Annotated in this window: 19 protein-coding genes; 5 read left to right on the plus strand and 14 right to left on the minus strand. The window is 70.0% G+C overall.

The window, feature by feature from the left end; translation table 11 throughout:
* Positions 1–127: 127 nt before the first annotated feature.
* Entirely contained in the window at positions 128–2,188 is a 2,061-nt protein-coding gene (gene fusA, locus AC1D2E_RS20950; RefSeq protein WP_478199179.1) for an elongation factor G, read from the minus strand.
* 94 nt (positions 2,189–2,282) lie between these two features.
* Here fusA and AC1D2E_RS20955 point away from each other — a divergent pair, with 94 nt between their 5' ends.
* Positions 2,283–2,678 carry a hypothetical protein gene (locus tag AC1D2E_RS20955; RefSeq protein ID WP_478199180.1) on the plus strand — a complete coding sequence of 132 codons (396 nt, stop codon included), beginning with the start codon at positions 2,283–2,285 and terminating at the stop codon, positions 2,676–2,678.
* Positions 2,679–2,740: 62 nt separating this feature from the next.
* Here the strand turns inward: AC1D2E_RS20955 and AC1D2E_RS20960 are convergent, their stop codons facing one another.
* Complete coding sequence (locus AC1D2E_RS20960; protein WP_478199181.1) at positions 2,741–3,742, minus strand: phosphate/phosphite/phosphonate ABC transporter substrate-binding protein; 1,002 nt, start codon at positions 3,740–3,742, stop codon at positions 2,741–2,743.
* A 19-nt stretch (positions 3,743–3,761) separates the two neighbouring features.
* Positions 3,762–4,862: a phosphate/phosphite/phosphonate ABC transporter substrate-binding protein gene (gene phnD / locus AC1D2E_RS20965; RefSeq protein WP_478199182.1), complete on the minus strand. Its 1,101-nt coding sequence runs from the start codon at positions 4,860–4,862 to the stop codon at positions 3,762–3,764.
* A gap of 136 nt (positions 4,863–4,998) precedes the next feature.
* On the opposite strand from phnD, the gene AC1D2E_RS20970 reads away from it, so the two are divergent.
* The 3 genes from AC1D2E_RS20970 to AC1D2E_RS20980 all read left to right on the plus strand — a co-directional run bounded on the left by AC1D2E_RS20970 (position 4,999) and on the right by AC1D2E_RS20980 (position 10,103).
* Positions 4,999–6,933 carry an ATP-binding response regulator gene (locus tag AC1D2E_RS20970; protein WP_478199183.1) on the plus strand — a complete coding sequence of 645 codons (1,935 nt, stop codon included), beginning with the start codon at positions 4,999–5,001 and terminating at the stop codon, positions 6,931–6,933.
* Between the two features lie 149 nt (positions 6,934–7,082).
* Positions 7,083–8,045 carry an ABC transporter substrate-binding protein gene (locus tag AC1D2E_RS20975; RefSeq protein ID WP_478199184.1) on the plus strand — a complete coding sequence of 321 codons (963 nt, stop codon included), beginning with the start codon at positions 7,083–7,085 and terminating at the stop codon, positions 8,043–8,045.
* Between the two features lie 66 nt (positions 8,046–8,111).
* Positions 8,112–10,103, plus strand: a complete 1,992-nt coding sequence (locus AC1D2E_RS20980) for a sensor histidine kinase (protein WP_478199185.1) — start codon at positions 8,112–8,114, stop codon at positions 10,101–10,103.
* Positions 10,104–10,162: 59 nt separating this feature from the next.
* On the opposite strand, the gene katE is transcribed toward AC1D2E_RS20980, so the two are convergent.
* Positions 10,163–12,343, minus strand: a complete 2,181-nt coding sequence (gene katE, locus AC1D2E_RS20985) for a catalase HPII (protein ID WP_478199186.1) — start codon at positions 12,341–12,343, stop codon at positions 10,163–10,165.
* 297 nt (positions 12,344–12,640) lie between these two features.
* On the opposite strand from katE, the gene AC1D2E_RS20990 reads away from it, so the two are divergent.
* Positions 12,641–13,468: a transglutaminase-like domain-containing protein gene (locus AC1D2E_RS20990; protein ID WP_478199187.1), complete on the plus strand. Its 828-nt coding sequence runs from the start codon at positions 12,641–12,643 to the stop codon at positions 13,466–13,468.
* A 36-nt stretch (positions 13,469–13,504) separates the two neighbouring features.
* On the opposite strand, the gene AC1D2E_RS20995 is transcribed toward AC1D2E_RS20990, so the two are convergent.
* The 10 genes from AC1D2E_RS20995 to paaD all read right to left on the minus strand — a co-directional run bounded on the left by AC1D2E_RS20995 (position 13,505) and on the right by paaD (position 26,178).
* Entirely contained in the window at positions 13,505–13,891 is a 387-nt protein-coding gene (locus AC1D2E_RS20995; RefSeq protein WP_478199188.1) for a DUF4345 family protein, read from the minus strand.
* Positions 13,892–13,949: 58 nt separating this feature from the next.
* Positions 13,950–16,460: a DNA ligase D gene (ligD, locus tag AC1D2E_RS21000; protein ID WP_478199189.1), complete on the minus strand. Its 2,511-nt coding sequence runs from the start codon at positions 16,458–16,460 to the stop codon at positions 13,950–13,952.
* Between the two features lie 268 nt (positions 16,461–16,728).
* The gene (paaZ, locus tag AC1D2E_RS21005; protein WP_478199190.1) at positions 16,729–18,774 is read right to left on the minus strand and encodes a phenylacetic acid degradation bifunctional protein PaaZ; all 2,046 of its coding nucleotides are present in this window, start codon (positions 18,772–18,774) and stop codon (positions 16,729–16,731) included.
* Positions 18,775–18,796: 22 nt separating this feature from the next.
* Positions 18,797–19,546: an ABC transporter ATP-binding protein gene (locus AC1D2E_RS21010; RefSeq protein ID WP_478199191.1), complete on the minus strand. Its 750-nt coding sequence runs from the start codon at positions 19,544–19,546 to the stop codon at positions 18,797–18,799.
* A 64-nt stretch (positions 19,547–19,610) separates the two neighbouring features.
* On the minus strand, positions 19,611–21,440 hold the full coding sequence (locus AC1D2E_RS21015) for a branched-chain amino acid ABC transporter ATP-binding protein/permease (protein WP_478199192.1): 1,830 nt from the start codon (positions 21,438–21,440) through the stop codon (positions 19,611–19,613).
* Positions 21,437–22,465 (minus strand): branched-chain amino acid ABC transporter permease, encoded by a 1,029-nt coding sequence (locus AC1D2E_RS21020; protein WP_478199193.1) that lies wholly within the window; start codon positions 22,463–22,465, stop codon positions 21,437–21,439. Before AC1D2E_RS21020 ends, AC1D2E_RS21015 begins: the two co-directional genes overlap by 4 nt.
* A 164-nt stretch (positions 22,466–22,629) precedes the next feature.
* On the minus strand, positions 22,630–23,784 hold the full coding sequence (locus tag AC1D2E_RS21025) for an ABC transporter substrate-binding protein (RefSeq protein WP_478199194.1): 1,155 nt from the start codon (positions 23,782–23,784) through the stop codon (positions 22,630–22,632).
* 66 nt (positions 23,785–23,850) lie between these two features.
* Positions 23,851–24,474, minus strand: a complete 624-nt coding sequence (locus AC1D2E_RS21030; protein ID WP_478199195.1) for a TetR/AcrR family transcriptional regulator — start codon at positions 24,472–24,474, stop codon at positions 23,851–23,853.
* Positions 24,475–24,611: 137 nt separating this feature from the next.
* Positions 24,612–25,697 carry a 1,2-phenylacetyl-CoA epoxidase subunit PaaE gene (paaE, locus tag AC1D2E_RS21035; RefSeq protein ID WP_478199196.1) on the minus strand — a complete coding sequence of 362 codons (1,086 nt, stop codon included), beginning with the start codon at positions 25,695–25,697 and terminating at the stop codon, positions 24,612–24,614.
* 10 nt (positions 25,698–25,707) lie between these two features.
* On the minus strand, positions 25,708–26,178 hold the full coding sequence (gene paaD, locus AC1D2E_RS21040; RefSeq protein ID WP_478199208.1) for a 1,2-phenylacetyl-CoA epoxidase subunit PaaD: 471 nt from the start codon (positions 26,176–26,178) through the stop codon (positions 25,708–25,710).
* Positions 26,179–26,225 lie beyond the last annotated feature (47 nt).

The following is a 26,225-nucleotide window of genomic DNA, read 5'->3' on the forward strand; positions in this document are numbered from 1 at the left end:
GCAGCGACCCACACGCAGTGGGGGAGCGTGGGGGCTCAGTCAGGCCGGCGCCGGGCCGCCCCAAGGCGGCCTGCGACCCCCTCGGGGGGCAGCGACCCACACGCAGTGGGGGAGCGTGGGGGCTTCATCATTCATCGTCGCGCACCCGGTACTGCCCCATGAGCGTCTGCTGGGTGGCGGGCGGCACCGCCTCGTAGTGCGACAGCGCGATGGTGTAGCGGCCCTGGCCGCTGGTCATGGCGTTCAGCCGCGACTGGTAGCTGGCCAGCTCCGACATCGGCACCTGGCCGCGGACCAGCACCGTGCCGGCACCGCCATTCGCGGTGCCCGTGACCAGCCCGCGGCGCGAGGACAGGTCGCCGGTGACGTCGCCGATCGCATGGTCGGGCGCGGCGATCTCGATCTGCACGATCGGCTCCAGCACGATCGGCCGCGCCGCCCGGATCGCGGCCATGAAGGCCTTGCGCCCGGCGGTCGCGAAGGCGATGTCCTTGCTGTCGACGCTGTGGTGCTTGCCGTCGTGCACCACCACGCGGATATCGACCACCGGATAGCCGGCGATGGCGCCCGAGAGCAGCACTTCGCGCACGCCCTTCTCGACCGCCGGGATGAACTGGCCCGGGATCGCCCCGCCCTTGACCTCGTCGGCGAACTCGAAGCCGCCGCCGCGCGCCAGCGGCTCGATGCGCAGGAAGACCTCGCCGAACTGGCCGGCGCCGCCGGTCTGCTTCTTGTGGCGGTGGTGGCCCTCGGCCGGGGCAGTCACGGTCTCGCGGTAGGCGATGCGCGGCGGCCGGGTGTCGACGTCGAAGCGGTAGACCTCGCGCAAGCGCTCGAGCATCACGCGCAGGTGCAGCTCGCCAAGGCCGTAGATGATGGTCTCGTTGGTGGCCACCACATGCTCGACGCGCAGGCAGGGGTCCTCGGCAACCAGCTTGCCGAGGATCTCCCAGGCCCGCTGCTCGTCGCCGTGGCGCTTGGGCTCGACCGCCAGGCCATGCACCGGCACCGGGAAGGCCAGTGGCGCCAGGTGCACGTGGTCGTCCTCGGCGGCGTCGTGCAGCACGGCGTCGTAGTGGATCTCCTCGACCTTGGCCACCGCCACGATGTCGCCCGGCAGCGCCCGCGACACCTCGACGTGGTCCTTGCCCTGGAGCATGAACAGGTGGCCGACCTTGAAGGGCTTGCGGCCATCGCCGACGTAGAGCTGGCTGTCGCGCGTGACCGTGCCCTGGTGGACGCGGAAGATCCCGAGCTTGCCCACGTAGGGATCGACCGTGACCTTGAAGACATGCGCCAGCACATGCAGCGAGGGGTCGGGCAGGGCCTGCATCGGCTGCGCGGCCGCGCCCTCGCCAAGCAGGAAAGCGGGCGGGTTGGCCTCGGTCGGATCGGGCAGCAGCCTGACGACCACGTCGAGCAGTTCCGAAAGGCCGGCGCCGCTGCGGGCCGAGACGAAGCAGACCGGGATCAGGTGGCCTTCGCGCAGGGCCTGCTCGAGCGGTGCATGCAGCTCGGCGGCATCGACGTCGCCCTCGGACAGGTAGCGGTCGACGAAGGCCGCGTCGACCTCGACCACCTGCTCGACCAGGGCCCGGTGCGCGTCCTCGACGCTGCCGATGTCGGACTGCCCCTCGCGATTGAAGAAGCAGTCGATGACCTGCGTGCCGCCGGCGGCCGGCAGGTTCAGCGGCAGGCATTCGCGCCCGAAGGCGGCCTGGATCCGCGCCAGCAGGCTGGCCAAGTCGACGCCCTGGGTGTCGATCTTGTTGACGATGACCATCCGCGACAGATGCCGCTCGGCGGCATAGGCCATCATCCGCAGCGTCATCGGCTCGATGCCGGTGGCGGCGTTGACGACCACCGCCGCAGTCTCCACGGCCTCCAGCGGAGGCAGGCTCTGGCCGAGGAAGTCGGCCCCGCCCGGCGTGTCGATGAAGTGCACCCGCGTGCCGGCATGCATCAGGTGCATCACCGAGGCATTGAGCGAATGCTGCATGCGGCGCTCGAGGGGGTCGTGGTCGCTCACGGTGGTGCCGCGCTCGACGCTGCCGCGGGCGCCGATGGCACCGGCCTCGTGCAGCAGGGCCTCGGCGAGGGAGGTCTTGCCGGCGGCGGAGGCGCCGACGAGCGCCAGGGTTCGCACCGCTTCCATTTCGGCCGTCTGGCCGTTCGATCGGCTTGGCATGGGCTGTCTCCTCGGCGCCTGGGCGCGTCGGCCCAGCGTACGGGATCGGACGCCGCGACGCAAGCCGGCCAGCGCATGCCGGAAAATGGCCGCCATGGCACTCCCGACCGATTCCGCCTCCGACAACGCCGGCTACGGGCGCCGCGACTTCATGGTCGTCAAGATCCCGGTGGTCGAGGACGTGGACGACCGCTGGCACCAGCGCGAGGAACGCATCGATGAGGCGCTGCGCGGCCGCGGCATCGGCTCGGTACTCGGCTGGGGCGACTCGCTGGGCGAAGCGACGCCCCGCGGTCGACGCCGGGTTGCCTTCACCCGGGTCGACATCGACGTCTCGGATATCGCCGCCGGGCGGGCGCTGCTGCAGTCCGCACTGCCGACAATCGGCGTGCCGCCGGGCACCGAGATCCACTATTCGATCGGGCGGGTCCGGTTCGCCGACATCTATACGCCGCCGGACTGGCTGCTGGAGCAGCCGCAGGTCCCTTAGGGCCTGTTCACACTATTTCCTGGGTCGCGAAGGCCTGCGGGTTGCCGGGCCAAGGGGCCCCCTCAGTCGCCGCGCAACGCCGCGATCTGCTCCGCATGGGCGCTCTCGATGCGCTGCAGCCGGGCCTGGCGCGCCGCCTCGCTGACCCATTGCGCATTGAGTGCGCTCTGCTTCGCGAGCTGGTATTGCAGCGTGGCGGCCGGCAGCAGCGCCCTGTTGTCGGCCGCGACATAGCCCAGGGAGGCGCGCAGCCCCTTCAGCACCTCGCGCTGGGCCTCGGCACGCGGTCCCTGGCCGCGCCCGTAGCCGGCCAGGAAGCCGCGCAGCTTCTTCTGCAGTTCCGGCGGAAGGTCGGCGCGCACCACGAACTGCGCCGGTGGCGTCGGCTCCGACCGCCAGATCACCTGCAGGCGCTCGGCCTCGACCGGGAACTGCTCGCGGAAGCGCTCGAAATCGGTGGTGTTGTTGGTCGCCACGTCGGCATCGCCATTGGCCACCGCCAGCGCCGTGGCCTGGTGGGTGCCGACGATCTCGCTCTTGAAGCGGGTCTCCATCACGATCCGGTTCGGCAGGAACAACTGGACCTGCGGCAGGATGAAGCCCGACACCGACCGGCTGTCGCCGCGCGCCAGGCGCCATTGCTCGGGATGGGCAAGCAGGTCCTGCAGCGTGTTGCGCGGACCGCTCTTGCGCACCAGCAGCACGGCCCGGTGGTCGGGCGTGCCGGGGTGCCGCCGCACCTGGGCCAGGACGTTCATGCGCCGCTGGACGACGGCGTCGAGCGCGAGCTGGGCCGACAGGAGGCTCAGATCGACCTGGCGCTGCCGGATGGCCTCGCCCAGGGATTCGTAGCTGACGGCCGAATGCACCGTCACGGGCCGGCCGATCGCGCGGCTCATGTCGGCCAGCAGCGGTGTCCAGTTCTCGCGCGACTCGACCACGCCGCCGATCGGCAGCACGCCGAATCGCAGCTCGTCCGCCGGCGACGGCAGGACGCCCTCGGCCCCGGCCATCGCATGCCAAGCCAGCGCGGCCGCCAGCGCCAGACGCGCGATGGCGAGCATCCGCGATCTCAGCATGCGGTCACGGCGCCGCCGCGCGCAGCGCCGCCACCTGTTCGGCATAGGTGGACTCGATGCGCTGAAGCCGCGCCTGGCGCGCCGCCTCGTTGACCCACTGCGACGTCATGGCGCTCTGCCGTGCCAACTGGTAGGCCAGCTTGGCGGCCGGCAGCAGCGAGCTGTTGTCGGCCGCGACGAAGCCGGCCAGGTCATGCAGCGACTTCAGCACCGCCCGCTCGCCGTCGCCGCGCGGGCCCTTGCCGCGGGCGTACTCGACCAGGAAGGCCTGCACCTTCTTCTCGAACTCGGGACCGTAGTCGCGCCGGATGACGATCTGCGCGTGCGGGATCAGCTCCGACTCCCAGATCACCTGCAGGCGATCGGCCTCGGACGGGAACTGCTGCCGGAAGCGCTCGAAGTCGGCCGTGTTGTTGGTGGCGACATCGGCCTCGCCGTTGGCCACCGCGAGCGCGGTCACCTGGTGGGTGCCGACCAGCTCGCTGCGAAAGCGGGTCTCCATCGCGATGTGGTTCGGCAGGAAGAGCTGCAACTGGGGCACGATGAAGCCCGACACCGAACGGCTTTCGCCGCGCGCCAGGCGCCAGTTCTCGGGCTCGGCCAGCAGGCTCTTGAGGGTGCTGCGGGGGCCTGACTTGCGCGCCAGCAGCAGCGCGCGGTAGCCGGGCAGCCCGTCATGGCGGGTGACCTGCGCCAACACCTTCATGCGACGCAGCGTCACGGCATCGAGCGCCATCTTGCCGGACAGGAAGGCCATGTCGACCTGGTTGCGCTGGATCGCCTGCTCCAGGGCCTCGTACGAGGTCACCGACAGCATCGTGACCGGACGACCGATGGCGCGCTGCAGGTCCGCCAGCAGCGGCTCCCAGTCGTTGCGCGACTCGAAGGCCCCCCCCAGGGGCAGGATCCCGAAACGCATGGGACCGGAGGTCTCGGTGCCGCCGACGGTCTGCGCCGCCACCCCGAGCTGCCACCCGAGCAGGACGGCGAGCCCCGCGCGCAGCAGCCAGGCCCGCACGCGCAGCACCCCGGCGCCGACCCGATCCGGTCGGGTGGCCTCGGGGACAGGGAAGGCGCGGAAGGCGCAAGGGACGGGAAGCTGCATCTTTCTGGAACACATCGGCCGGACCGCGGCCCAGAACGAGCTGGTCAAAGTGGTGCCGCCTACAACACAATTAGAAACCAACTTAAGCGTTAAACGTGTCATTTTCCTCATTCCATGCGCATTTGCGGACCGTCCGATGGCTGATCGCCACAGCCACCTCCGCTCCTCGATGAGCTGGTCGTTCCGCGCCCTTCGCCTGCTGGCGGGCCTGACGCTGGCGCAGCAGCTCGTCCTGCTGGCGCTGCTGCCCGCCACCGTCGCGACCCTGGGCGCGATTGCGGTGCTGACGCGCCAGCACCTGGAGAACCTGACCGAACTGATGCGCGCCAATGCCCAGACCGTGGCGCTGCAGGTCGCGACCGTGGCGCAGTCGCAGATGCAGCACCTGGACCGCCGGGCCCTGCAGCGCACGGCGCAGTCGGGCAGCTACCAGCCGCACGTGCAGCAGGTCCAGATCTGGTCGGAAGAGGGGGAAATCGTCGCCAATTCGGAAACCGTGGACCGGCAGCGCGGGGAAGGCCTGCAGGTGGTCGCGCCGATCACCGGCGAGGACGGCAAGCACAACGGCAAGGTGATGGTCGAGATGAGCCTCGACGCGGTGACGAGCGCCAAGCGGGCGGTCTGGTTCAAAGTCGTGCTGGTGCTCGGCGCCAGCCTGCTCGGGGTCGGGCTGGCGGGCTGGTGGGCGGCGCGGCGCATCAGTGCGCCGATCCAGGCGCTCGGCGAGGCGGTCGACCGGTTGGGCGCCGGCGAGGACGCACAGGTGGAGGTCGAGGGCACGGCCGAGGTGCGGCGGCTGCAGCACGGCTTCAACCTGGCGGCACGCGCCCTGCTCGACAGCCGCAACCAGCTCGAGAGCCGCATCTTGCATGCGACCGCCGAACTGGCCAGCAAGAACAAGCAGCTCGAGGTCGCCAGCCAGGCCAAGACGCGGCTGCTGGCCGCCGCCAGCCACGACCTGCGGCAGCCGCTGCACGCGCTGACCCTGTTTTCGGACGGGCTGGCCAAGGGCGAGACCGATCCGGTGCGGCTGCAGCGCATCGGCCATATCCGCGAGTGCGTCGAGTCGCTGGACCGGCTGTTCTCGGAGCTGCTGAACCTCTCGCAGCTGGACGCCGGCGTGCTGCAGCCGCACTGGACCGATTTCGCGCTCGACACCCTGTTCGACGAGATCAGTCGCAATTTCCGCGCCGTGGCGGAGCAGAAGAACCTTCGGCTGGTGGTGCGCAAGACCGATGCCTGGGTCCGCTGCGACTACGTGATGCTGTCGCGCATCCTCAACAACCTGGTGTCGAACTCGCTGCGCCACACCACCGAGGGCGGCATATTGGTCGGTGCGCGGCGGCGCGGCAAGTCGATCCGCATCGACGTCTGGGACACCGGCATCGGCATCGCGCCCCATCACCAGCCGCGGGTCTTCGAGGAGTTCTACCAGGTCGAGCCGCAGGGAGGGCAAGGCAGCCGCGAGGCGCGCGGCATGGGCCTGGGCCTGGCGACCGTGCAACGGCTCGCGGCCCTGCTGAACACCCGGGTCGAACTCATTTCGCGGCCGAACAAGGGCACCTGCGTGCGCGTTCCGGTGCGGGCGGTGGAGCCCCCGCCGGTGCCGGCGCCATCGCCCGTGCAGCCGGCCGGCATGCCGGCCGAGGAGGACCGCAGCCTGGCCGACGTCATGGTGCTGGTGATCGACGACGAACGCACCATCCTCGAGGGCTTGCAGGTCGTGCTGACGAACTGGGGCGCGCGGGTGATGGCCGCCCAGAGCCGCGCCGAGGCCCTGGCGCTGGCCGACGCCTGGGTCCGCCCGCCCGACGTCGTGGTGAGCGACCTGCTGCTGCAGGGCGGCGACAACGGCCTCGACGTGCTCGCCGCGCTGGAGCGCCATCCGCGCGGCATCGGGCCGTCGACCGCGCGTCTGCTGGTGACCGGCGAGACCAAGCCCGACCGCCTGCGCGAAGTTGCCGGCGCCGGTGTCGCGGTGCTCTACAAGCCGGTGTCGCCGCGGGTGCTGCGCCAGGCGATACAAGCCCAGCTGGCCACGGTGCAAAGCGCCCTCGCGACCGCGGCCTGAACGCCTGTACGTCGTCCGGCATAGACCGACAGGCCGCGAAATTCCCACCTGCCGCCCCGCAACGCGGCAGGCCGCAGCAGGGCATAAGCCCTCTGCCTTATCGCGCCCAAACAGCCGCCTCCATACATTGGATCCCTCACCCTCCGCGAATGCAGTCCATGCTTGCGAACCGTCTCCCCACGCTGCTGCGAAGGCAGCGCGACCTCCTGTTCATCGCCTGCGCAGCCTGGCTTTGCAGCGGCGCGCAGGCGGTCGGGCTCACGGTGCTGATGGCCGAAGCAACGGCCGCCCATACCGAATTCGTCCGCCAGCTGCGCGACACCCAGGACGCCGGCAGCCCCTTCACGGTCGTGCGTCTGGAAACCGGCGAAAGCACGGTCGAGGACGCCGCGGCGAGCACCGCGCCGACGGGCATCACGCTGGCCGTCGGACTGAGCGCCTCACGCACGGCGATCGAGCGGCCGGGCCAGGATCCGCTGGTGCTCGCGATGCTGAGCCGGCTCGACTACGAAAGCCTCAAGGGCGCGGCCGCCCTGCGGCGCCCGGAGCGCCAGATCGGCGTGCTGCTGCGCGAGCCGGCAATGGCCGACCAGCTGGCGCTGATCGATGCGGTGATGCCGAGCAAGCGCCGCCTCGGGATCGTCGCCACGGTCGAGTCGGAGCCGATCGTCAGCGAGCTGCACCGCGCCGCCCAAGGCTGGGACCTGCAGGTCGAATACGCGCCGGATGCCAAGTCGCTGGCCGCAGTGCTGCGGCTGCTGGTGTCGCGCAGCGACGCGCTGCTGGTGCTGCCCGACAAGATCGGCGACAGCCAGGCCGCCACGCTGGCGGTGCTGCGCGCCGGCGCCAGCGCCGGCCTGCCGGTGTTCGGCACCAGCGACGGCCTGGTGCGTTCCGGCGGCCTGGCCGCCGCGGTGTCGACCCCGAGCCAGCTCGCCCGCCAGGCGCGCGGGCTCGGCCTCAAGCTGGCCGCGGCCAACGGCTCCGCCAGCGTGCGGATCGAGGCCGCGACGCCCGCCACGGTGCGCGTCAACGCCACCGTGGCGCGCGGCCTCGGCCTGCGCCTGCCCGAAGAACGCGAGCTGACCGCACGGGTCAGCGGTGTCCGATGAAACACCCCCGGAGTTCAACTGCGTTTCATCCGTCGCGAAAGGCGCGTGGCGCCATGGACCACTGAAATGAGCGCCCCCAGCCACCGCCTTCACGCCCCTGCCGCCATCGCCCGCCCGAGCGAACCGCCGGCGCCGGAGAGGCGCGCACTGGTGGTCGGCGCCAGCCTGCAGCGCGACCTGTTCCGGCTCGGCGTGCTGCCGTGCGTGGCGGTCGCGCTGGCGCTCACCGGCTGGTTCACCCACAGCCGCCTGAGCACCCTGGAGGCTGCCTTCGATGCCGAGGGCGAAGCGGTGGCGCGCCAGGTGGCCGCGATGTCCGACCTGAGCCTCTTCGCCGGCGACCTGCCGGCGCTGCAGAACGTCGCCAATGCGGCGCTGCGCGGCGGCCAGGTGACCCGGGTCGAGATCAGCAACAGCGCCGGCGTCTATGTCACGGCCGGCCCGAAGACCGCACCGCTGGCGCAGTTGCGCATGTTCACGGCCCCGGTCACGCTGCGCGAAGCCTCGCGCGCCAGCGCCTTCGCACCGGCCGGTTCGACGGTGGCCGGCGAGACGCCGATCGGTCTGGTGCAGACCTTCCGCGACACCACCGCCTACGACCGCGAACGCACCCGTTCGCTGATGGCCGGCATCGGCATCGCGATGATCGCGCTGCTGGCCGCCTGGGCCTGGGTGCGCCACACGGCGCGCGCCATCGCCCAGCCGCTGCGCCGCATCTCGCGCACGGTGGCGGCGCTGGAGGCGGGTCGATTCGACGCCCGCTGCAACGTGGTCGCCGAGGACGAGGTCGAGCGCGATCCGGCCGAACGCGCCCGACGCGCCCAGCACGAGTTCGCCAACCTGGCGCACGACATCAACCGCCTGGCCGTGCGGCTCCAGCGCAACCGGCAGCTGAGCGAGGAGCGGGTGCGCGAGGCCACTGCGGTCGCCTTGCAGCGCATGGCCGAGGCCGAACAGGCGGCGCTGTCGCGGGCCCGCTTCCTCGCGGCCGCGAGCCACGATCTGCGGCAGCCGCTGCACGCGATGGGCCTGTTCATCGACGGCCTGCTGCCCACCGCCTCGAGCGTGCAGCGCCCCGCCGTGCTGCGCCTGCAGGAGGCAACCGATTTCATGGGCGTGCTGCTCGACGACCTGCTGGAGATCTCGCGGCTCGACGCCCAGGTGCTGACGCCGGCGATCGCCGGCGTGTCGCTTGCCACGCTGTTCGACCAGCTCGAGGCCCAGCACGCCTCGTCTGCGGTCGCCGCCAGAGTGCGGCTGCTGTGGCGCGACCGCGGCCTGGCGGTGCGCAGCGACGCCGCGCTGCTGCTGCGGATCGTCGGCAACCTGGTCAGCAATGCGGTGCGCCACACGCCGCCCGAGGGCACGGTGCTGGTGACGGCGAGGCGCCGCGGCGGCGCGGTGCGGATCGAGGTGCGCGACAACGGCACCGGCATCGCGCCGATCCACCAGGCGCGCATCTTCGAGGAGTTCTACCAGGTCTCGAACACCGAGCGCGACCGCCGGCAGGGCTTCGGCCTCGGCCTCGCGATCTGCTCACGCATCGCCGCCTTGCTCGGCACCCGCATCACGCTGCGCTCCGCGCTGCAGGCCGGCAGCACCTTCGCGATCGAGTTGCCGCTGGCGAGCCCGCGCGAAGTGATGACCATGGCACCGGAACCCCCGGCCTCCGCAGCGCTGGCCGGCCTGCACTGCCTGATCGTCGACGACAACCCGGCCATCCTCGACGGCAGCCGCATATTGCTCGAGCAATGGGGCTGCCAGGTCGAATCCGCCTCCACCCGCGCCGGGGCCCTGGCACGGCTCGGGGCGGTAGGCGCGCACTTCGACGTGGTGCTGTGCGACCTGCAGCTGGCGCACGACGAAGACGGCATGGAAGTCATCGCGGCGGTGCGCCGGCTTCAGCCGGACGCGCTGCCTGTGCTGGTGTCCGGGGCCACCGGGCCCGAGGTGCTGCAGCGGCTGCGCAAGGGCGGTGTGATGCTGCTCACCAAGCCGGTGGCGCCGGCCAAGCTGCGAGCCCTGCTGTCGACCCTCCGCGGTGCAGTATCCGCCTGAGGGCCGTGCGCCGGCGCGGGCTACGCCTTGGGGGCGGCGCCATCCACTGTCAAGCGGACTCAGGCCGGCACGGCATCGAGCCTGGCCCGGTCCCAATGCCGGTGCTTCGCGATCGCCGCCACGAAGTCCTGCGCCACCCGCAGCGCCGCCGTGGTATCGCCGAGATTGGTGACCGGCGTCGCCGCCACCACGACGCCGGCCGGAGCGCTCTTCGGATCGGCGCCGACGCCCAGCGAGGCCAGCAGCTGCACGCCTTCTCCCACGGTGCAGATCGCCTTGCAGTGCTTGTAGGCCTCGCGCACGAAGTGCACCGCGTCGCCGTTCTGGGCCAGGGCCTTGACGCCCTCGGCACCGGCCGGCACCAGGACCGCATCGAACATCACCGAGGGCATGTTGACGAAGGTGGCGTCGACCTCGATCTGCCGCTTCGAGGCGCTGGCGATGGTGCCGAGCCGCGGACCGATGACCTTGCACCGGGCCCCGGCCTGCTCGATGCCCTCGCGGATCGCCTTGAGCGAGGCCGAGTCGATGCCGTCCTCCACCAGGATCGCGACCTTGCGCGTCTTGACCGATCCCCCCCCGGTGCCGGCCATGCTGAGCGCCGGCGACTCATCGATCGGCAGCGTGAAGCGATGCTCGCGGAAGCCGGCACGCCCTGCCGCCGCCTTGGGGTCGGGCGCCCTGATGCCCAGCACTTCGGCCACGCGCCGCGCCAGCTTCTCGTCGACGTGCGCCAGGTTGTCGACCATGCGCTGGCGCACCGCCGGCACTTCGACCTTCGACAGCTCGAAGCGGAAGGCCGCGATGATGTGCTCCTTCTCGGGTGCACTCTGGCTGTTGAAGAACAGCCGCGCCTGCGTGAAGTGGTCGTCGAAGGACGGACTGCGCCGGCGCAGCTTCGGCGGCTCGAGCGCCTCCGCAAAGGACTGGAAGCCGGCGCTTGCGCCGTCGACCCTGAACTCCTTGCCGTCGCCGAGCGAATTCGGCTCGTAGGCCACCTGGCCGCGCCCGATGGTCTGCCGGTGCATGCCGTCGCGCTGGAAGTTGTGGAACGGGCACACGCCCTTGTTGATCGGCAGCTCGTGGAAGTTGGCGCCGCCCAGGCGCGAGATCTGCGTGTCGGTGTAGGAGAACAGGCGGCCCTGCAGCAGCGGGTCGTTCGTGAAGTCGATGCCCGGCACCACGTGGCCCGGATGAAAGGCCACCTGCTCGGTCTCGGCGAAGAAGTTGTCGGGATTGCGGTTGAGCACCATGCGGCCGATGCGCTGGACCGGCACCATTTCTTCCGGAATGAGCTTGGTCGGATCGAGCAGATCGAAGCCGAAGGCATGCTCCTTGTCCTGCGCAATCAGCTGCACGCCGAGCTCCCACTCGGGGAAGTCGCCGTTCTCGATGGCCTCCCACAGGTCGCGGCGGTGAAAGTCGGCGTCCTTGCCGGCGATCTTCTGCGCCTCGTCCCAGGCCAGCCCGTGGACGCCGAGCTTTGGCTTCCAGTGGAACTTGACGAAATGGCTCTCGCCACGCGCATTGATGAAGCGGAAGGTGTGGACGCCGAAGCCCTCCATCATGCGCAGGCTGCGCGGAATGGCGCGGTCCGACATCGCCCACATCAGCATGTGGGTGGTCTCGGGCATCAGCGAGGCAAAGTCCCAGAAGGTGTCGTGCGCGCTCGCCGCCTGCGGCATCTCGTGGTGCGGCTCGGGCTTGACGGCATGGATCAGGTCGGGAAACTTCATCGCATCCTGGATGAAGAAGACCGGGATGTTGTTGCCCACCAGGTCGTAGTTGCCCTGCGGCGTATAGAACTTGACCGCGAAGCCGCGCACGTCGCGCACCGTGTCGGCGGAACCGCGCGAACCCGCCACGGTCGAAAAGCGCACGAAAACAGGCGTCTTCACGGCCGGGTCCCGCAGGAACTCGGCCGCCGTGAACTGCGACATCGACTTGTAGACCTCGAAATAGCCATGCGCGGCCGAACCGCGGGCGTGGACCACGCGCTCCGGGATGCGCTCGTGGTCGAAATGCGTGATCTTTTCGCGCAAGACGAAGTCTTCGAGCAGGGTCGGCCCGCGCTCCCCCGCCTTCAGCGAGTTGTGGTTGTCGGGGATCTGCAGACCCTGGTTGGTGGTGAGCCGGGCCGCGTTGTCGCTGGTGAACCCCGCCAGCTGCACCTGCTTGGCCTGGCTGCCATCGCTCGGCTTCGGGCGACGGCCAGCGGCGGCCTTGGTCTGTGAGCTCATCTGGGTTTCCTCGGGGTTCAAGAGAAGCGGTGCACGGCACGCACGGCACGCACGGCCTGCGCGCTCTCGCTTAGCTTAGGCTGGCTTCTGCGTGCGGGCCGTAGTGGCTGCACGCTCTCGCCTGTCGGCGCGGCGAGGGGTGCGCGGTAGGACCGCACCGACGCGTTCGCGCCACGGCCTACGCGGTATCGCGCGCCCCTGCCCACAAGGTGCGACGATGTGCTTCCTTACGATGGACCGCGAAAGTCGGCATCAAACCTGCTTTAGCTGCATTCCCCACCCCAAGGTCAGCGCACCATGCTCATCAAAATCGGTTTCGACATCGAGCTCGGGGTCAGCGCGCCGACCGCGCTCATCTACATGCTTCAGCTGCATCCTTCGCGTGCAGCCGACCTGCAGGGCAGCGAGAACCTCACGATCAGTCCGCCCCTGCGCACCGACCACTACACCGACAGCTTCAACAACCACTGCGCCCGTGTGGCCGTTCCCCTGGGTGTGAGCCGGGTGCGCCTGCGCAACGAGGCCGTGGTGTTCGATACCGGCTGGCCGGACCCGGTCAGCTACGGGGCGATCGAGCATGCGCCCGCGGATCTGCCGGTGGAGACGCTCCAGTTCCTGCTGCCGAGCCGCTACTGCGAGGTCGACAGCGAATTGCTGCAGTTCGCCTGGGCGCAGTTCGGCGGTGTGCCGCAAGGCTGGCAGCGCGTGCAGGCGATCTGCGACTTCGTGCACCGGCACCTGCGCTTCGACTACCAATGCGCACGCGCCACGCGCACTGCGCTGGAGGCCTTCCGCGAGCGCGTCGGCGTGTGCCGCGACTTCACGCAGCTGGCGATCACGCTGTGCCGCTGCATGAACATTCCGGCGCGCTATGTCACGGGCTACCTCGGCGACATCGGTATTCCACCGGTGCCGTATCCGATGGACTTCAGCGCCTGGTTCGAGGTCTACCTCGGCGACCGCTGGCACACCTTCGACGCCCGGCACAACACGCCGCGCATCGGCCGGGTGGTGATCGCGCGCGGGCGCGATGCGGCCGACGTGCCGATCACGATGGTGTTCGGCGCCAGCACGCTGGAGCGCTTCGAGGTGACGACCGACGAGGTGTTCGGGGTCACCGCCTGAGCGCCGCCGCGGCCGCAGGCCTGTTCATTGCGGCGTTCAAGCGCCGGCGAAGTGCGCCCCTGCGATCACGAACGGAAGCACCAGTTCGGGAATGAGGTAGGCAAGCCAGACCCCCCGGGGCTTGGGCAAGCCGACCTTGGCGATGGACACCAGGCGGCCGAAGCCCGCCAGCAGCACGCCCAGGGCGATCAGGTAGACGAGAAAGCCCTGCTGCCGGATGGTGATCGCAGCCCACAGGCAGATCAGGCCCATCGAGAAGTACACACCCGCCATGAAGCGATGGACGTTGTCCAGCCGCGGGTTGGTGTCCGGTTGCCCGAGGACCATCTGGACGGTGCCCCCGAACAAGGCGATGGCCGCCACCAGGAACAGGCAGGCTCGCACCACGATCTGGCTGACAAGGAGAGGGGTGTCGGCGGTCATTCGATGCTTCTCGCTCGATGGGGAAGGTGCACGCATTCTGCCCCTGCCCGGCAGCGATTCAGGGCGGCACGCAACCCAGCATCTTCATCGCCGGCCCGAGCGCCTTGCCTCGCTTCTCCATCCCCTCCCACGGCCCGTTGCCGACCGCCAGCCGATCGGCGATGTTCCGCACGGTCCATTGCGAAGCGCTGGTCAGCGCCGGCAGTTCGTCCCAGGCCAGCGGCACCGACACGCCGAGCCCCGGGCGCGAGCGCGCCGACCAGGCGCTGACCGTCGTGGCGCCGAAGCCGTTGCGCAGGTAGTCGACAAAGATCTTGCCGACACGATTGCGCGGACCGCTCTTGGCGACGAAGCGGTCCGGGATGGTGCTGGCCAGGTGCTGCACCACGGCTTGCGAGAACCCCTTCACCGCATCCCATCCGTAGTGCCGCTGGATCGGCACCAGCACATGCAGGCCCTTGCCGCCGCTGGTCTTCAGGAAGGCCGGCAGCCCGAGCTCGGTGAGCAAGGTCTGGACCAGCAGCGCCGCCTCCTGCATCCGCACCCAGGGCACGCCCTCCCCCGGGTCGAGGTCGAAGGTCATGCGGTCGGGCGTGGCGATCGCCTTCGAGCTCGCGTTCCAGGTGTGCAGCTCGATCACGTTCATCTGCGCCGCCGACAACAGGCCGCGCACGGTGTCGATCTGCAGCAGCGGATCGTGGCCGGGGTCGAGCGAAGGGTCGAGCAGCTTCACGCCCGGCATCTCGCCGTGCTGCGCATGCTTCTGGAAGAAGAGCTCGCCACCGACGCCCTCCGGCGCACGGACCAGCGCCACCGGCCGGCCCTTGAGGTGCGGCAGCATGAGGTCCGCCACCTGCTCGTAGAAGGCCACCAGCTCGCCCTTGGTGATGCCGCTCTTCGTGTCGATCATGCGCTCGGCGTGGGTGATTCGCAGGTCCATGGACTTCGTCGCTCCTCGTGCATGGCCGCCGCCGGCGGGGGCGGGATCGGGTGGCTGGGCGCGCTCGCGCCGGATCTGGGCCGCCGGCTTGTCGCTGCGCAGGCCCTGGAACACCGCGTGGCGAATCCGGCCCTCGCGCGTCCAATCGCCGAAGGACACCTCGCACACCAGCACCGGCTTGACCCACTGCGCCTTGACACCGGCGGGCCTAGCGTCGAACGGGCACTTGCCGCTGGCCTGCGGGTCGAGCCGGGCCTTGATGTCGGCCAGCCGGCGCTCGTCGAAGCCGGTACCGACGTTGCCGCAGTAAATGAGCTTGCCCGCGTCATCGTGGACGCCGAGCAGCAGCGAGCCGAAGCCCGACCGCGAACCCTTCGGCGCCGTGTAGCCGCCGATCACGAACTCCTGCCGGTGCTGGTTCTTGAGCTTGATCCAGTCGGGCGAGCGGCGCGAGACATAGCCCGAGCCCCTGCGCTTGCCGACGATGCCCTCGAAGCCCAGCTTCGCCGATGCGGCGAGCAGGTCACGCGGCGATGCGTCGAAGGCCTCGCTGAGCCGCAGCCGGGCCGGCGGCCGGCTGCCGAGCAGCCGCGCCAGCCGATCGCGGCGCGCTTCGACCGGCAGTGCGCGCAGGTCGAGGCCATCGAGGAAGGGCACGTCGAACAGCCAGTAGACGATCTTCGATGTGGCCCGGCTGTCGAAGGCGTTCTGCAGCAGCTGGAAATCGGGCGCGCCGTTGTCGCCATCGACCACGATCTCGCCGTCGAGCCAGGCCGAACGGGTCTTCAGCTTCGCCAGCGCCTTCGCGAGCGCGGGAAGCTTCGCGGTCCAGTCGTGGCCATTGCGCGTGATGCACCGGACCTTGTCGCCATCGATGCGCGCCAGCAGGCGATAGCCGTCGAACTTGAGTTCGTAGAGCCAGTCTTTGGGCCTGGCGGGCGGTGCGGAGGCCMGGGTCGCCAACTGCGGCGCGAGTGCAGCCGGCAAGGCGGCCTTGCGGCTCACATGCTTCGCGGGGCTCTTCGTCGCGGCAGGGGCCGCGCGCGGTGCCGGGTCATCGACGCCGCGGCCGCTCAGCACGCTGTCGGGCTCGGCCTCGACCACGTCGTAGTCCGAGAGCGGACGCGCCTCGGCGTCCCTTTCCTTGATCAGCAGCCAGGGCGTCTGCTTCTCGCCCTCGCCGCGCATGCGCACCAGGGTCCAGCGGCCGCGCAGCTTGTCGCCGCGCAGTGCGAACTTGAGCTTGCCCTGCGCCAGCGACTGGCGCGCATCGCCCTCGGGCGCCCACTCGCCGCGGTCCCAGACGATCACGGTCCCGGCACCGTACTGCTTCGGTGGAATGGTGCCTTCGAAGCCGCCATAGGCGATCGGATGGTCCTCCACCTGCACGGCCATGCGCTTGACCGTGGGGTCCAGGCAGGGGCCCTTGGGCACCGCCCAGCTCTTCAGCGTGCCGTCGAGCTCGAGCCGGAAGTCGTAGTGCAGATGGCTCGCGTGGTGCTTCTGCACGACGAAGGACAGCACGCCCTGGGCCGGCTTGCCGCCGGCGCGGGGTTCGGGCGTCTTCTTGAAATCGCGCTTGCCGTGGTACGGCGCCAGGGCTTCGCGCGCTCGGGAGCCTGCGGGCATGGATATCCTCCAGCCACGCATCCTAGTGCGGGTCGCGCCGCCGCAGCAGGAAAGCGGCCGAGCGCGGCAGGATGCGGCGCGAAGGGCGGCCTGTTGGTGAAACACCGCGGAACCGGCTTTGCCGGGCCGCTGGTGTTGCCCCCGGCAGGGGGCTGAGGAGCCGCGGCTCCAAGGCTGCCTGCGCAGGCTTGGACGGCTCCGAAGGGCCGCTGCCTCTGGCAGCGACTCGAGGCGTCCCGACACGAAGTGCGGGACAACCTGGGGGGAGTCACTCCTTCTTCGCCACCAGGGTCAGGATGTCGTAGCTCGCGACCAGGTCGCCGTCCTGGTTGGTCACCTCGACATCCCAGGCGACCACGCCCTGGCCGACGCCGTTGGCATCCTTCTTCTGCCGGTCGATCTTTCGCTTGCAGGTGAGCCGGGCGCGGATCGTGTCGCCGATGCCGACCGGCTTGACGAAGCGCAGCGTGTCGAGGCCGTAGTTCGCCAGCACCGGTCCGGGCGCCGGCGAGACGAACAGCCCGGCCGCCGCCGACAGCACGAAGTAGCCGTGCGCGATGCGCTTGCCGAACGGGCTTTCCTTGGCCGCGATCTCGTCGAAGTGCATGTAGAAGTAGTCGCCCGAGATGCCGCCGAAAGCCACGATGTCGGCCTCGCCGACGGTGCGGCGGTGGGTCAGCAGCGAGTCGCCGATGGCCAGGTCCTCGAAGTGCTTGCGGAACGGGTGCAGCTCGGATTCGTTGAGCTTGGCGCCGCGCATGTACTCGCCGGTGACGGCCGCGATCATGCTCGGCGAACCCTGCAGCGCCGCGCGCTGCAGGTAGTGCTTGACCGCCCGCAGKCCGCCGAGCTCCTCGCCGCCGCCCGCGCGGCCCGGGCCGCCATGCTTGAGGAAAGGCAGCGGCGAGCCATGGCCGGTCGACTCGACCGCGGCCTCGCGGTCGAGCACCAGCATGCGGCCGTGGTGCGCGGCGGCGATCGGGATCACGCGGGCGGCGGTGGCCGGGTCTTTCGTCACCAGCGTGCCGACCAGGCTGCCGCGCCCGCGCGCGGCCAGCGCCAGCGCTTCGTCGAGGCCGTCGTAGGCCATCAGCGTACTGACCGGCCCGAAGGCCTCGATGTCGTGCACCGCGTCGTTGCCGAGCGGGTCGCGGGCCAGCAGCAGGGTCGGCGAGAAGAACGCGCCTTCGGCCACGCCCTCGCCCTGCGGCGCAAAGCCGTCGCGCTCGCCATAGACCAGCTCGGTACCCTGCATCAGCAGGCGCACGCGCTCGGCGACGTCGGCCTGCTGCGCGTGCGAGGCCAGCGCGCCCATGCGCACGTCCTCGCGCGCCGGGTCGCCGACCACGGTCCTGGCGAGCCGCGCACGCAGCTTCTCGGCCACCGCGGCGATGTGCTGGCGCGGCACGATGGCACGCCGGATCGCGGTGCACTTCTGGCCCGACTTGACCGTCATCTCGCGCGCCACTTCCTTGACGAACAGGTCGAACTCCTCGTCGTCCGGCGAGACGTCGGGCGCCAGGATCGCGCAGTTGAGCGAGTCGGCCTCGGCATTGAACGGGATCGACTGGCGCACGATGTTCGGATGCACGCGCAGCTTGGCCGCGGTGTCGGCCGAACCGGTGAAGGTCACGACGTCGTTGCCGTCGAGCCGGTCGAGCAAGTCGCCGGTGCTGCCGATGACCAGCTGCAGGCTGCCCTCGGGCAGCAGGCCCGAGCGGTGCATGAGACGCACCAGCGCCTCGGTCAGGTAGCTGGTCGAGGTGGCCGGCTTGCCGATGCAGGGCATGCCCGCGAGGAAGCTCGGCGCCCACTTCTCGAGCAGGCCCCAGACCGGGAAGTTGAAGGCGTTGATGTGCACCGCGACACCGCGGCGCGGCACCAGGATGTGGGTGCCGGCGAAACCGCCCTTCTTGCCCAGCGGCATCGCCGGGCCTTCGTGCACCAGGTTGCCCGAGGGCAGCTCGTTGCCGCCGATGCCGGCGTAGGCCGCCAGCGTGCCGGCGCCGCCCTCGATGTCGACCCAGCTGTCGGCGCGCGTGGCGCCGGTGTGGGCCGAGATCGCATAGAGCTCTTCCTTGTGCTCGGCCAGGTACTTGGCGAGCGCGCGCAGGCGCTGGGCGCGCTGCTGGAAGTCCATCGCCAGCAGGTTCGTCAGGCCGGCCGTGCGCGCGTGGGCCAGGGCTTCGCCGAAATCGATGGCCTCGGCATGGGTGCTGGCCACCGGGCGGCCATTGATGGCGCTGCGCAGTTCTTGCGCGCCTTGCGCGCCGAGCCAGCGGCCGCCGATGAAGCTCTGAAGGATCTGGGTCATGGTGTTCTCCCGAAGGGTTGGGTCAGGCGGCCGCGGCGACTGCGGCGTTCTTGTTGCCGAGGCCGAGGTAGGTGTCGATGATCCGGCGGTCGTGCAGCAGCGCCTGCGCCGGGCCGGTCAGCGCGACGGCGCCGGTCTCCAGCACATAGCCGCGGTCGGCGACCTGCAGCGCGGCGCGCGCGTTCTGCTCGACCAGCAGCACCGAGACGCCGTGCGCGCGCAGCGAGGACACCACGTGCAGCACCTCGCGCACGATCAGCGGCGCGAGGCCGAGCGAGGGCTCGTCGAGCATCAGCAGGCGCGGCCGCGCCATCAGCGCGCGGCCGATGGCGAGCATCTGGCGCTCGCCGCCGGAGAGCGTGCTGGCGAGTTGTTCGCGGCGCTCCTTGAGGCGCGGGAAGATCGCGAAGACCTCCTCCATGCGCTCCTTCTGGTCGCGCCTGCCGGTGCGCCAGCGGTAGAAGCCGCCGAGCAGCAGGTTGTCCTCGACCGGCATCTCGCCGAACAGCTCGCGCCGCTCGGGCACCAGCGCGACGCCGCGCGCGACCATCGCCTCGACGCTGGGCCGGGCGATGCGTTCGCCCGCCAGCGTGAGGCGGCCGCTCGACGGCAGCAGGCCCATCGCGGCGCACAGCAGCGTGGTCTTGCCGGCCCCATTGGGGCCGATGACGGTGACGATCTCGCCCTCGTTCACCTGCAGCGCGACCTTGTGCACCGCCTCGACGGCGCCGTAGGCGACACTGAAATCCTGTAGTTCGAAAAGCGACGTCATTGTGGAGTACCTCCGTGCTTCGCACTGCGGTGCGAGCTTGCTTGGGAGCGGCCCGACGCTGCGCTCATGCGGCCACCGCGATCGGTTCTTCGTCGCTGCCGCCGAGGTAGGCGTCCAGCACACGGGGGTTGGATTGCACCTGGGCCGGCGTGCCCTCGGCGATGACGGCGCCGAACTCCAGCACCGTGATGCGGTCGGCCAGGTTCATGACGAATTCCATGTCGTGCTCGACCACCAGGATGCCCAGGCCCTCGGCACGCAGCTGCGACAGCAGCTCGGCCAGCGCCTGCTTCTCCAGATGGCGCAGGCCGGCGGCCGGCTCGTCGAGCAGCAGCGCGGCCGGCTGGCCGGCCAATGCGCGCGCGATCTCGACCACCCGTTGCTGGCCCAGCGCCAGCGAGGCGGCCGGCGCATCGGCATGGGCGCCGAGGCCGCAGCGTTCGATCTGCCGGCGCGCCTCGGCCAGCAGCGCGGCCTCTTCGGCGCGGTCGAGCCGCAGCATCGAGGCGATCCAGCCCCGGTGCCCGCGCCGGTGGGCGCCGAGCGCGACGTTCTCGAGCACGCTGCGGTTGCCGAGCAGCCGCACGTGCTGGAAGGTGCGGCCCAGGCCGCGCGCCGCGAAGTCGCGCGAGGGCTTGCCGGTCATCGCAACGCCCAGCAGGCGGACCTCGCCCTCGGTCGGATCGTCGACGCCCGAGATCATGTTGAAGAAAGTGCTCTTGCCGGCCCCGTTCGGACCGATCAGCGCATGCACCTCGCCGGCCTTCAGCGTCATCGCGACCGCGTTGTTGGCGACCAGGCCGCCGAAGCGCTTGGTCACGCGGTCGGCCTCGAGCAGCAGCTCGCCGGCGGGCGGCAGCGTGCGGGAGTCCAGCGCCGCGAGGGCCTTCGCCGGCTTCACCGGTACCGGCTTCAGGAAGCGGCCGCTCACGCGGGCCAGCGTCGGCCAGAGCCCCTCGGCGAAGCGCTGCAGCACGAACAGCATCAGGAGACCGAAAACGATCACTTCGAAGTTGCCGCTGGCGCCCAGCAGCTTCGGCAGGATGTCCTGCAGCTGCTCCTTGACCAGCGTGATCAGCGTCGCGCCGAGCACCGCGCCCCACAGGTAGCCCGAGCCGCCGACCACCGCCATGAACAGGTACTCGATGCCGATGTTGATGTTGAACGGCGTCGGGTTCACGAAGCGCTGCATGTGCGCGTAGAGCCAGCCCGACAGGGCCGCCAGCAGCGCGGCGAGCACGAAGACCTTGACCCGGTAGCGCGCCGTGTCGACGCCCATCGACTCGGCCATCACGCGGCCCGACTTGAGCGCGCGCACGGCACGCCCTTCGCGCGAATCGAGCAGGTTGTGCAGCGCCCACAGGGCGAACAGCAGCACCGCCCAGATCAGCGGGCCCAATGCGCGCGGCGACGCCAGCGAAAGGCCGCCGATCGTGAGCGCCGGCACGCCGGTGATGCCGGTCTGGCCACCGAGGAACTCGAGGTTGCCGAACAGGAAGTACAGGCTCAGACCCCAGGCGATCGTGCACAGGGGCAGATAGTGGCCCGAGAGCTTGAGCGTGATCGCGCCGAGGAACCAGGCCACGACGAAGGTCAGCAGCAGCCCGAACAGCAGGCCGACCCAGGGCAGCAGCGCAGGCGCGACCACGCGGCCGAGCGCCGCGGCGGCCATCGGCGAGGTGCAGACCCAGGCGGTGGCGTAGGCGCCGACGGCGACGAAGGCCGCCTGTCCGAAGGAAGTCATGCCGCCGACGCCCGTCAGCATCACGAGCCCGGCCGCGACCAGCGAATAGAGCGCGATGTAGCTGAACACCGTGACGGTGAAGTCGGGCAGCCAGGGCCAGGCCAATGCCAGCGCGGCGATGCACAGAAGGGTGAGGTGGCGGCGGGTCATTCCTCGTCCTCCACGTGACGGCTGCGCAGCGATCGCCACCACAGCACCGGAATGATCAAGGTGAACACCAGCACTTCCTTGAAGGCGCTGGCCCAGAACGACGAGAAGGCCTCGAGCTGGCCCACCAGCAGGGCGCCGACCAGCGCGACCGGGTAGCTGGCGAGCCCGCCGACGATCGCGGCGACGAAACCCTTGAGGCCGATGAGGAAGCCGGTGTCGTAGTAGACCGTGGTGAGCGGCGCGATCAACAGGCCCGAGACCGCGCCGATCAACGCCGAGAGCGCGAAGCTCAGGTCGCCCGACAGGTCGGTCGGAATGCCCATCAGGCGCGCGCCGACCCGGTTCATCGCGGTGGCGCGCAGCGCCTTGCCGACGATCGAGCGCTCGAAGAACAGGAACATCAGCAGCACCAGCACGAAGGCGACGCCCACCACCACCAGCGACTGGCCGCTGATCGGCACGCCGCCGAGGTCGAAGCGCGCCTCGGAGAAGGCCGGCGTGCGCGAACCCTCGGCGCCGAAGAAGAGGAGGCCGAGGCCGACCAGCACGCCATGCAGCGCGACCGAGACGATCAGCAGGATCAGCACCGTGGCGTCGGCCAGCGGACGGTAGGCCAGCCGGTACAGCAGCGGGCCGAGCGGCGTGATGAGGAAGAGCGTGGTCAGCGCCTGCAGCGCGAGCGAATTCGGGCGCAGTCCCAGCACCAGGCTGGCCGCGATCGCGGGGAACAGCAGCGTCCACACCAGCGTCGACTTCCAGTCGACCGTGGCGCCGCGCTTCCAGCGCCAGGCCTCGACCACCAGCGTCATCGCGGCCAGCGCGACCAGCAGCCCAAGCGTGGCCGGAACGCGCCCGGCGGTCAGGGCCGCCATCGACAGCGCACCGAAGGCCACCAGCTCGCCCTGCGGGATGAAGATCACGCGCGTGACGGAAAACACCAGCACCAGGGCCAAGGCCATCAGTCCGTAGACCGCGCCATTGACGATGCCGTCCTGCCCCAGCAAGAGGGCAATCTGCAAGTCCATTGAAGTCTTTCCAAAGGCTAGACGTCGACACATCCGACACCTAGAGGCCAGCGAAGCGAAGCCCGTTGGTGGAACACCGCGGAACCGGCAACGCCCGGCCGCTGGTGTTGCCCCCGGCAGGGGGTGGGCGCCCGACACGAAGTGCGGGCAACCTGGGGGCGAGCTCAGTTCGCCGGGGCGATGTACTTCCAGGCGCCGTTCTCGATCTTCACCATGACGCGGGCGCGCTGGTCCAGGCCCAGGTGGTCATTGGCGGTCATGTTGAAGACGCCATGCGCACCGGGCAGTTCCTGGACCTGCTCGAGCGCATCGCGCAGCGCGGCGCGGAACTCGGGCGTGCCGGGCTGCGCCTTCTTGAGCGCGACCGGAACCGCGGCGGCCATCAGCAGGCCGGTGTCCCAGGCGTGGGCGCCGAAGGTCGACACCGTGCCCTTGCCGTTGGCGGCCTCGTAGGCGGCGACATAGGCCAGCGCCGACTTCTTCACCGGATTGCCCGCCGGCAGCTGCTCCGCCACCAGCACCGGGCCGGCCGGCAGGAAGGTGCCTTCGACGTCCTTGCCGCCGACGCGCAGGAAATCGGCGTTGGCGACACCGTGGGTCTGGTAGACCTTGCCCGCGTAGCCGCGCTCCTTGAGGCTCTTCTGCGGCAGCGCGGCCGGCGTACCGGAGCCGGCGACCAGCACCGCATCGGGCTTGGCCGACATCAGCTTGAGGGTCTGGCCGGTGACCGAGGTGTCGGTACGCGAATAGCGCTCGTTGGCGACGATCTTGATCTTCTTCAGGTCGGCGGCCTTGCTGAACTCCTGGAACCAGCCTTCGCCGTAGGCATCGGAGAAGCCGACGAAGCCGACCGTCTTGACGCCGTTGGCGGCCATGTGCTCGGCGATCGCGAGCGACATCATGATGTCGTTCTGCGGCGTCTTGAAAACCCAGCGCTTCTTGGCGTCCATCGGCTCGATGATGCGGGCCGAGGCGGCCATCGAGATCATCGGCGTCTGGCTCTCGGCAGCGACGTCGATCATCGCCAGCGAGTTCGGCGTGGTGGTCGAGCCGAGGATGACGTCGACCTTGTTCTCGGCGACCAGCTTGCGCGTGTTGTTGACCGCGGCCGTGGTGTCGCTGGCGTCGTCGAGCAAGATGTAGTTGATCTTCTGGCCGCCGATGGTCTTGGGCATCAGCGCGATCGTGTTCTTCTCGGGAATGCCGAGCGACGCGGCCGGTCCGGTGGCCGACACCGTGACGCCGACATTGATGTCGGCCTGGGCCAGCGCCGAGGCCAGCAGCAGGGCTGCGAAGGCGAGGGGTTTCAGAAGCTTCATACGGGTTGTCTCCGGTTTTTCGAGGGGTTGAGAATAAGGGGTGAACGGGCCGCGTGGTGGATGGTTTCAGGCATCGACGGCCGTCACGCGCAAGGGCCGCTGCACCGCCGGCAGGCCGCCGAGGAACAGGTCGGCCACCACCGGCGCCATCGATTCGTAGTCGAGCTCGCCATCCGGACGCATCCAGATGAACATCCAGTTGATCATGCCGAACAGCAGCATGGTCAGCGGCTTGTCCAGCGCGGCCTGCTGCAGGTCGGGCCGCAGTTCGGCGACCACGCGCGCGAAGCCGGCGACCACCGTGCGCTGGGTGTCGAGCACGCGCTGGCGGTCTTCTTCCTGGAGGAACTTGACGTCTTCGGTGAGCACGCGGTGCGCATGCTTGGCACCGGCGTACTCCTCGACGAAGCGGCGGATCAGCTCGCGCAGCCGGACATCGGGCGCCAGGCCCTGCCGCTCGACGTCGGCCACCAGGTCTTCGAGGCGCGAGACGTGGTTCTCCGCGATGCTCACGAGCAGGCTGTATTTGTCGCGGTAGTAGTGGTAGAGCAGCGCCTTCGAGAAGCCGCAGGCCTCCGCCACCTGGTTCATCGAGGTGGCCGAGTAGCCGCGGTTGGCGAACAGCAGCGCCGCGTGCGCGAGGATCATGTCGCGTTGGTCGTCGTATCCGGCAGAGCGTCCGCGGGCCATGTCAGTGCTCCACCATGCGACGCATGAAAACGGCGCAGCCAAATGCCGGGGATACCGCGGAACCGGCTTTGCCGGGCCGCTGGTATCGCCCCCTTGAGGGGGAGGCGCCGCAGGCGCTTCGGGGGTGTTTCATAGTTCTAGCGTTCGTCGAACGAGAGCACCACCCGCTCGGTCAGCGGATGCGCCTGGCAGGTCAGCACGAATCCGGCCGCCACCTCGTTCTTGTCGAGCGCGAAGTTTCGCTCCATTCGGACCTTGCCTTCGATCAGCTTGGCGCGGCAGGTGCCGCAGACCCCCGAGGTGCACGAGAAAGGCACTTCCATGCCGGCCGCCGAGGCGCAGTCGAGGATGCTCGGCTGGTCCCTGCGGAACTCGATCTCGCGCTGCAGGCCGTCGCGCACGATGACGATCTTCGCCACCTCGGCATCGCCCGGCCTGGCCTCGTGGATCACCGCGCCGACCGGCGCGCCCTCGGGCGCCGCGACGCCGAAGCGCTCGATGTGGATGCGCTCCTCGGGCACGCCGGCTTCCAGCAGCGCGGCCTCGGCCTCGTCGTTCATCTGGAACGGGCCGCAGATGTAGGCATGGTCGATGGTGCCGGCCGGCACCACGCTCGACAGGAACTCGCCGATCTTGGCGCGATCCATGCGGCCCATGTTGAGCGGCGCATCGGTCGGCTCGCCCGAGAACACGTGGTGCAGCACCAGCCGCGTCATGTAGCGGTTCTTGAGGTCCTCGAGTTCTTCCTTGAACATCGTCGACTGCAGCTTGCGGTTGCCGTAGATCAGCGTGAAGCCCGACTGCGGCTCGCGCGCCAGCACCGTCTTCATGATCGACAGGATCGGCGTGATGCCGCTGCCGCCGACGATGCCGACGTGCTGGCGCTTCGACTTCGGCTCGATCGGCACGAAGAAGCGGCCTTGCGGCGCCATCACGTTGATGGTGTCGCCCGGCTGCAGCTTCTCGTTGATCCAGTTCGAGAAGGTGCCGCCCTTGACCTTGCGCACGCCGACGCGCAGCTCGCCGTCGTCGACGCCGGCGCAGATCGAATAGGAGCGGCGCAGGTCCTGGCCGTCGATGTCCTTGCGCAGCGTGAGGTACTGGCCCTGGGTGAAGCCGAAGGCCTCGCGCAGGTCGGTCGGCACGTCGAAGGAGACGATGACGGCTTCGGCGGTGTCGGGCTCGACGGCGCGCACGCGAAGCGGGTGGAAGATGACACTCATGGGAGGCCCGTCAGATCGGTTTGAAATGTTCGAAGGGTTCGCGGCAGGAGACGCAGCGGTACATCGCCTTGCAGGCGGTGGAACCGAAGGCCGACAGCCGCTCGGTGTTGCTGCTGCCGCAGCGCGGGCAGGCGACCGCATCGACCCGGCGGCCGAAGAAGCGGATCGGCACCGTGCCGTCGGGCGACGCCGGTCCGGGCGGCGCGATGCCGTACTCGGAAAGCTTCCGGCGGCCATCGGCGCTGATCCAGTCGGTGGTCCAGGCCGGGGCACGCTGCAGCGTGACATGGGCCGGGCCGAGGCCGGCCTTGTCGATCGCCGCCAGCACGTCGTGCTCGATCACCTCGGTCGCCGGGCAGCCCGAATAGGTGGGCGTCAGCACGATCTCCAACGCCTCCCCGTGTTCGATCACGTCGCGCACGATGCCGAGGTCGCGCACCGACAGCGCCGGCACCTCGGGGTCGAGCACGGTGCCGAGCACGTCCCAGGCCGCTTCGACCCTCGATACGCGCTCTTCCCGGGGGGGCC

It is taken from the genome of Variovorax sp. P1_H2 (genome assembly GCF_056405295.1).